The organism is Nocardia sp. CNY236, assembly GCF_000482385.1.
In the GTDB taxonomy this organism is placed as follows: Bacteria; Actinomycetota; Actinomycetes; order Mycobacteriales; family Mycobacteriaceae; genus Nocardia.
The window spans coordinates 1-8,883 of record NZ_AXVD01000059.1 but is presented as its reverse complement, the minus strand read 5'-3'; the positions used below and the strand labels follow the sequence as shown (position 1 = coordinate 8,883).

Annotated in this window: 3 protein-coding genes; all 3 read right to left on the bottom strand. The window is 62.4% G+C overall.

The window, feature by feature from the left end; translation table 11 throughout:
• Positions 1 to 5,170: MobF family relaxase (gene mobF / locus K940_RS29720; protein WP_155981039.1), on the bottom strand; the 5,170-nt coding region annotated here is incomplete at its 3' end.
• 295 nt (positions 5,171 to 5,465) lie between these two features.
• Entirely contained in the window at positions 5,466 to 5,651 is a 186-nt protein-coding gene (locus K940_RS0121050) for a hypothetical protein (RefSeq protein ID WP_028479098.1), read from the bottom strand.
• A 1,519-nt stretch (positions 5,652 to 7,170) separates the two neighbouring features.
• Positions 7,171 to 8,730 carry a hypothetical protein gene (locus K940_RS0121040; protein WP_028479097.1) on the bottom strand — a complete coding sequence of 520 codons (1,560 nt, stop codon included), beginning with the start codon at positions 8,728 to 8,730 and terminating at the stop codon, positions 7,171 to 7,173.
• Positions 8,731 to 8,883: the final 153 nt, after the last annotated feature.

Sequence of the window (8,883 nt, the reverse complement as noted above, 5' to 3'; positions counted from 1 at the left end):
CAACATCTAGCGGATACTGATCCAGCGTCTTGAAGACACGACGCAGCACGCTGATGTATTCAGCAGTGGAATCATCACCAAGGTTCGTGATGGCGTCTCGCGCGCGAGCCAGGTCACCGGATTTGAGCAACCCCGCAACCCGCAGCACACTCTCGGGCACCGACGCGGAGGCGTCCGACTGGGTATCGGTGTCACTGTGCGGCGGGCCGGTATCCAGTTCAGGGGTGCACGCACCAATGAGTTCACCCAGGCCAGGATCAGCAGAGCTGTGTGCAGCCCGGTTCAAGCGCCCGACAGCAACATCTAGCGGATACTGATCCAGCGTCTTGAAGACACGACGCAGCACGCTGATACGCCTGTCGTAGTCAGATTTGAGCTTCTTGGTCGCATCTCGCGCGCGAGCCGGGCCGCTGGTTTCGGCCGCCTCTGCAACCCACAGCGCACTAGCGCGAATGAGGTCACCGACCTCAGAGTTCTGCGCGGCTTGCTCGAGGCGTGCCTCGGCAACTGGAGGCGGATACCGATCACGCGTCGCGTGGACACGGTTGAGGATGCTGACGTGCCTGTCGTAGTCAGCTCTGAGCTTCTTGAGCGCCTCGCGCGCGCGAACAAGGTCACCGGATTTGAGCAACTCCGCTACCGGCAGCGCACTGTGGGGCAGCGGCGCGGGTGCGGCAGTTGGTGTGGGATCTGGCGAGCCCGCCGCCGAAGTAGAGTCTGATGAGGGATGGGCACCATCGGTCATGCCGGCCTCCGTGGGACGGTGTTGTTCGTCGGCGATGTGGTTGGGGAGTGGGACCAGGTCGGACTCTGCGATGAGATGATCACCCACGCTGGGGGGCTCGGAAGGTGGTGGTGCCTCGAACGGGGTGGCGAGGCGGGATAGAGCCTCGATGCGCCAAGCCAAGGCAGTCGCGACCTGGTCGGGTCGTAGGTGATCGCCGTGGGTGCGGCTAGCGACGAGCATTTCGCTAGCGACTTCGAGTAGCTCGCGTGGTGTCCAGGTGGATCGGTCGGCGCGGTCGATGGCAGCGACGACTTTGGGCCATGCGGGGTCTGCGAGGACACGCTCGGCGGCTATATCACCAAGAACTGCACGCACTTCCGTCGCCCACTCCGGCGTGAGGTTGGCCTCGCCGGTTGGGGGGGTGTCCATGGCGGCGGGACCGAGCGCGATTCGCGACCACAGCACTGCTGCGGGCATTTCGTCGGGTAGTGGTCGTATCGATGCAGCCGAGGTGAGCAGGGCGTCGATGTCGATACCGGCATGGTCAGCGGTATCGAGACGCTCTGCCAGGACCGGCCAGAAGGGGTCGTCGGTGATGGTGGTGGCGATGCGTTTGACAGTCGGCGCCCATTTGTTGACCGCGTGGTTGACGTCGCCGATGGCCTCGGTGACCCGGGCGGTGAGCAGTTCGTGGTGTCGGCGTTCGGTGGCAATCAACCGTGGGGGTCCAGCAGGGCGGCGATCGAGTTCATCGACGTGGGTGGCTGCACGCCACACCGCGAGGTCGGCAAGCAGGGTGGGGTCGGCTCCGACCAGTGGGCGCGCCCAAATCGGGGCGCTGGCGGGTGTGTGTCCGCTGGCAATGGTGTGTATCTGGGTGGCGAGTTCGGTGAGAAGGCGCGCACAGGCACCTAGAAATCCGCCGGTGTCGGGGTCGTTGAGCAGCGGGTCGGGGATGGCGGGCAGCCACGGCAGTGGGCCAGGGGGCGCCGAACGTGCGCCGGAGGGATCGAGTCTCCAGTTCACGACAGCGGCGATGTCCTCGGCGCTACTCAGCTCGCGGGCTGCGACGGCGGCGGAGAGTTCGCTGATGGCGTCGCGGCCCTCGAGCAACAATCTGGATAGGTGTTGGCGGAGTGCGCCGTAGCCGCGACTGGTGGTCAGGCCCGCCCTGAGTGATTCGGCCTCGCGGTCGAGTTGCGCTAGGGCTGGTTGTCCGACTGCGTGCTCGATGCTTCTACCGAGAGCGTCAAGGTAGATATCGGTGGCGCGGCCGATTCGTGAGTGTGGGTCGAGGGCTTCACGAAGTTCGGTGTGGGCGGATTTGGCGGTGTTGACGCGACCCAGGATCCGCACGAGGATCTCCACACCGGTACGGGGATGGACGGCCTTCTCGGTCCAAAACGACTCCTCGTCACCGTCCACGGTGGTGGTGAGGTAGAGCTGATTTCCTCTGCGGCCGCGGGTGATCGCGACATACAACTGAAAGCGTGATTCCCGGCCCGATAGCGCGGTGTGGCATGTGTCGGCGGTGATGCCCTGGGCGGAGTTGATGGTTGCGGCGTATCCCAAACGCACATGTGCCGCGACATAGTCGGCAGGCAACTTCACAGCCGAGCCTTGTTGACGGTGGGCTTTGATCTGGACCGCGCTCAACGCGCCATCGGGATGAACCTCGGTGACGAGCCACTGGTGTCCGTTGCGGACATAGTCGTTGGCGCCGACGACCAACCTGCGGTTGTTGCGCCCTGTGCGGATCGTGTCACCGGTGGATGCGTTCAAACCGTCGGCGAGCTCGACGGAGGGACCGGGTGGATAGTTGGAATTCGCCAGGCGGTGGTCTCGGGCGAGACTGTTGAGGTCGTTGACGATTGCATGTGTTGGTGCGAGCATCACGCTGTCGAGACCGTTGGTGTGATCGAAAAGCCAGCCGGCGAACGCCCCGTCAGCGACAGCGGCGGGACTGCCCACATGAATACGCCCGTGGTCGAGGTAGTAGGCCAGCCCGGCGGGGTCGCCCTCACGCAGAAGTAAGCTCGCGGCGCCTTCGGAGTCATCGATGAATCGAACAAGGTGGGTGAGGGTCATCATGTGAGTGCCAGAGGCGGCGATCATGTCCTCAGCAATGCCGCCTGCACCGACCGCAGGCAATTGCTCGGTGTCGCCGATCATCCGGCTGGTTGCTCCGCGAGAACGTAGGAACCGCAACAACCGCAGACGTGAAGCGTTGGAAATTTGTACGTGCTCATCGATGATGACCAAAGTGCGCGCATCGATGTCGAGCACCCATTGCGGCAAACTGGGTGGCATTCGACTGGATGCCAACAACGCACGTTCCGCAGTTGGGGTGTGGCGTTGGAGCACGTCCAGTAGCTTGTCGACGGTTTCAGCTCGCGCTTGGAGGCTGGCGCCCAACTCGCCAGCTGCCTTCGCCGTGGGCGCCAGCCCCAGCACCGTGCCGCCGCCTTTCACCCAGGCCTGAGCCAAGACCCCCATCATGGTGGTCTTCCCTGATCCCGCCGGGGCATTGGCGAACTGCACCCTCAGCCCTGAGGTTGCGAATGCTCTGATCGCGCTGGATTGTCCCTCGTTGAGTTGGTGGCCTTCGTTGTTGAACGCATCGATCGCATCGTCCACGATCGATGCAGCGATCGTGTGCCCGCCATCCTGGCGGGCCATCTCGATCAGATCAGCTTCGGCGGAAAGAACTCTCGGCGACGAATACAGCTGACAGTCCGCTGATTGGTAGACGCTGGAGCCGTCTGCGCGGCGGAAGATCTGTGGCACCGAGGCCAGTTCGGGCTGCGCCTGCGCGTCAGGATCGCCACGAGCGACAGACCGGGAAGGGTCGAGCGCTTGTGCTTCTACCTCCGCGGCCAGATGCGGCCATTCATACGGTGCTACCTGGCCGCGGACAACACGTTCAACTTCCGCGCGCACATGCGTGCGGTGCCATACCGACCGCTGCGCCGACAATGTCGCGACCACTTGGTCGGCGCGGCGCGAGATCCACTCGGCGTCAATCCTCACACGCCATGCGGCAGGCTGTCGCAGTGCGGCAGCAACCATATCTGCTACTGCCTTTGCCCCCCCGAGTACTGTGATCGCTTCGTGCTGCCACCTCGCGCGCTGCTCACTCAGTGGTCGCGGTTCACGCTTACGCTTGCGGCTCTCGAGCACCGCGCGTTGTACGAGCCGATACATCTCCACCGGGAGTGGTTCACGTCCGTGGATGGCTTGGTGCTCAATGGTCAGTTCACTCAAACGTGCCGTAACCGCTTTGTCGCGTTGAGACCAGTAGGTGTTCAGCAGCGGATCGACACCAACGATTTCGCGGACGGGCTGCTTGTTGGGGTCTGAGTCGGCGCGCTCAGCAAATACCAAACCGAGCTGTTGTTCCAGATGCATTTCCAGGCGAGTGTTGTAGATCTCGCTGGCTGTGATCACCGCGCGATAGAACATCGCACCGTCCAACGTCCGCCATCGCCCGTCCGCAGCGCGAACCCGGTTGGCGCACACGACATGAGTGTGAAGATCCGGGTCCCCGGCGCGGGAGTCGCGGTGATCGAAGACCGCGGCGATCAATCCGTCGACATCGACCTGAGCCGCCCCGTTATACCCAATCCGGGTGTAGGTGGCGTGCTGTTCGAGGTAGGTGACTGCATCGGAGATCGCGGCACGATGCGCAGCCTCAATCGACTGCGACACCTCACGCGGGGCAACAGCCCACAATGTCGACACCGATTTCACCGGCGAGAAAGTCCAATCGAACCCGGCCACTGCGGTGGTGTGTTGCCGTGAGTTCCGCGCGACCCACCCGGATAGTTCCCGCGCGTCCAGCGGGGGGCGCCCGAAACTTTCGACGAACATGTCACGCGCGACCTCGGTCCGGATCGCAGCGCGCTGATCATCTGGAATCTGCGCGTATCGGTCGCGTCCCCGCGCGGTGTTGTACTCGTTGAACGCCACCGCACAGCGCTTGCGGTGGTCGCTGACACCACTGTAGATCCGGAACTGCGCACCCAACCTCGACACCTGGGAAGCCGCCCGTTTGGCGTCTTTGAGTTTCAAAGGTTTCGTGGCTCTGCGGGTGGCGGGCTTGGCGCCCGCGTGTTCCGTATCAAGCGAAACCTCCGCCTCGATCACCGCGTCTTCGATCAAGTCTGCCTGCGGATGACGACCAAGCCCGAACAGCGACTTCATCTGAGACTCGGTGACCGTATCCCCGACATTGATTTCCGAAACCGTCAACCGCTTTCCGCGGTAGTCGACCCGCAGCGAACGCAACCCTGATCCGAGCCACCAGCCGGGCGATTCACCGCGCGCGGAGTAGTAGTCCGCCAAGCTCGAACGATCCCGCTCCATCAAATCGTGCGCCGCGACGTGCCGCAGATAGTACTTATAGCCATCGCCTGCGCTGATCTTGGCGAGGGTTGCAGTCACTGTTTCATGACAAACGATCACCACCCCAGAAGCCAGCAGAACAAGTGATGCAATCGGGGCTACCGCAAACCAGCCTCACACCGCGTTATCAAAAAGTTATCAAGAATGCAAGAGGTATGAAGCAAACTTTGGTGAGAAGAAGAGGAGCGAGGCTGGGGTGGGGGAGACATATTTTGACGACAAGTAGTCGTCACTGTGGGCTGGCGTGCGGCTGGTGGATTGGGCTGGGTTAGCCGTGTTGGTGAGAGGTTGGCCGGCGCGTACACCCCGGTGGTGGCCCGACTGCCCAGCTCGCTCAGGCAGGCGGGCCACCACCGGGGTGGGCCGACGACTCGTTCGCGGCAGCAGTCGTGGCGGCACGCCAAGACTGCTGCCGGAAGCCGGAGTTCACCCCGAGAGTCGGATCGGGATTGGTAGGTGGAAGATGCAGCTTGGGCTTCGTCGCTTCGGCGAGCTCGTCACCGTCGTCGTGGAAGGTCACCTGCGCATTCCTTTCGGCGCAGCAGAGGACGCCGCATCACCCTGCCGCAGCGGGCGAACCCACTACCCGCTTCTACGTCTGCGCCGCCAGCGCCAAATTCAGGAGGAGTCGAGCATCTCGCGGCGACGAACCGTTGACACGTGGTCGCGGGCGTCGTTGATGGGCAGGAGGTCCGCGGTGTCAGCAGCTCCGCGATCAGTGAGTGCGGGTTCACGAAGAGCAAATTGCGGACCTGCCTGTGCGGCAAAGCTACTTGGAATTCTTGGAGATGGTCGTGTCTCTCCTTGGACGGATCTAGGAGGGTGCTTCAGCGTTGCCCAATCGATCGCGATCCGGGCGGGCCGCGTATGACCCCGGCCTGAGATGGTGGTCGGCGGGGCGCGGGGATATAGTCCGGTAGGTGTGCAGCATCTCCAGCGCCCCGCGGCAGTCCGGTGGCAGACCGGTATCGCTGTGTTCAGCGATACCGGTCTAGGATGTCAGCAGCTCCGATCGCTGGGAGTTGGTACTTTTCCCTGAGCAGCTCAATGGCTTGATCGCGTGTTAGCGCTGAGCCGGCGACGAGAATTCGCAGGGCTTGGGTGTCTTGGCTCAAGCCCTGCGAACCCTTCATCAACAGGGCGGTTTCATCGGCTATGAGTGCGGCGACGTGCGCCTCCTGAAATGTCTTCCTGTGGAATTAGTTGAATTCCTGTTCATGCGACATCATCTGTTCTCATCTCTGTGGTTCATGGTGGTCATTCGGCTTCAACCATAGAATCATCCGTCGAGCGGACACGGGTGAAGACGTCCTCGGGTAGCGAGCGGTGTTTGCGGGCGCGCGGCGGTCGGTACAGCGTTGCGGCGATGGTGAGAGAAGTTGGGGTGGGCTGAGGCAGGGTGGGTCCGCCGTGGCGCACGACAGCCACAGCGGACCGTGATCGGAGTGAGGTGAACGGTGGGTGAATGCCGTCGAGGAGCGGCGAGGAGTCGGCGGGCCGCGCTTGCGTGAGGCGGGTAGACGCGGCCGTCGTTGGGATGGGCGCTTTCGATGCGGGAACCGCTGGGCGGTGTTCGGGTTTCGGCGGATGCGCGGTGGGAGGGTAGACGTTCAGAACGGTGGATCCGACTGCCATTCCAATGTCCCGCGCGCACATGGGTCCCATGTTCTGTCCCACCAGGAGGCACGCACTATGTGTTCAATCAAACCACCTTGGATGACCCCCGACCCCGACCCACACCAGCTGACTCAGCCCCCGAACACATCCACGCGCTCGAGCTTCAGGCCTCGGCGCACAACGCCGAAACAGTCTTCAACAACCCAGAACTGGCCCACCCGGATCCAGGAACTAGCCCCGAAGATCTAGTTCGCCAGCTCTCGCAAGTTGGGTGGTGTACGGGTTCAGGGGTTGCTTTCGCCATGTGGGTGGCTGGCGGTCTTGGCCATGGTGTGCTTGTCTCCGGGCCCGATTCTTGGAGGTCGGGAATGGTGTTGGGCCGCCATGTGGATGTGTCGGCCCAACACCATCAGGTTCGAGATCTACGCGGCGCGGCGCGGGTGGTTGGATGGCGCTGCGGCGGGACTATCCTGCTGCTGGCGGGGGTATTCGGCCAACCCCTGTGTGTGGATGAATCTCCGAATTATTCGGGCCTGCCGTTTGCCGGGGTAGGTTTCTTCAGCATGCTTGAGGACAGCGAAGGCGATGTTCGGATGGTGCTGTGTGAAGTATTCGCATCGCGTGCTCACGAGATCGTCATGGGTGGCGTCTTGCGGCAGTGGCGGTATCCCCGACTCGCCTGTGCTACGGCATTCTTCGCAGAGTCCGTCGTCGGTGCGCCAACAGCCTTCTATGCGCTGCCATGGACGGTTGAGCATTGTGGGTCGTTCGATGAAGCATGAAACGCACGGCCAGCCCTCTGGCGTCGAGTGGTCAATTTCGGATGTCCTTCTTTTGATGTCGCGTTGGTCGCTGGGGTCCTGATGTTGAACGTTGTAGGGGACATTGAGCTTGGTGCGCCTTACAGCAGCTTTGTGGGCCTGTTCGTCGGGCAGTGACTGCTCGCGCGGAGAATTCTGCACCTGCCGACTGACGTGCGATACGTAGACCTCGTCCCAGAATTGGTTTCGTTCTTCAGCGTCGTGAGTATTCCAGGTGCGCAGGCGTTTCGGTCGGCGCACGCCGTGTTTCTGGATCATTTCATCGGTTTTACGGTAGTCGTCCTCGCGCTTCGCTACATGGTCTAAGCAGCCTGCCTCCTCGGCTTCGGCCGCGTTTCCATCTGTGAAGGCGTTTCCGGCGAAGTACTCTTGGACGATTCGCGGGTCTGTCACAGGACGGCGTTTCCTCGCGAATTTCTCGCTCGCCTCGCTTCTATCCCGGGTTACCTCGACGGTTGATGGTTCTTCGTCCGATGGCTGCATCCATGGTGGCCGTTCGGGTGATCGTTGATACAGTTTGGGGTCGTTTCTGGGGGTGCAGGCACGGAGCAGCGCCTGCGCTTCGGGTGAACCTTTGATGTTGGAGATCTCCTTGCGAGCTCGTCCAAATGGTTTGTTGGTGAGCAGGTCGACCATTTCTTTCAGCGCATGGTGGATTTCAGCGCTGACGACGAGTGCGCGTGGCGCGAGGTTAGGAACCTGAGGTGTCGACCAGGTAGTGATCCGGGGCGGCGCGTCTTCTGTGTCGACGGGGCCCATGAGTGGGATACTCGCACTGAGTCGGTGTAGCCCAGGATCGGACTCTGGCAAACATGCGGCGAGGATCTCGCGTGCCCGATGAGGCAGTGTCGGGTACACGTCCCTCAGCTTCTTGAGCGCGCCGGAATACGGGAGCTGAGTGAAGGTTTCAGCGATCCGCTCGAGGGTCTCGATCAGGTCGAGGACCTCTATCTGTCCGAGGATTTCGCGGGCGCTTTCGGGAGTGTTCGTCAACTGGATTTCCAAGTCTCGTCGTGTTTCGTCGAGGCTATTGGTGCGGTCGGGCAGGATGTCGTGCAACAGATCGAAGAAGTGCGCCCTCGCCTTGGTGGGATTTGTCTCGAACTTCCAGTCGATTAGGGTGATGGAGTCGAGGAATTTCTTGGTATGGTCGGTGTTCAATGGTGTGTTCCTGTCTGATGGTGCGAAAGCCCACCCCGATGGGAGGGTCATCTCCCATCGGGGTGATCGGCCGGTCGGGTGACCCGCCTGAGGGCGTGAAACCAGGTCGTGGGCCGACGCGCGTGCGGGAACGCGCCGAGACGGGTCCGGGCG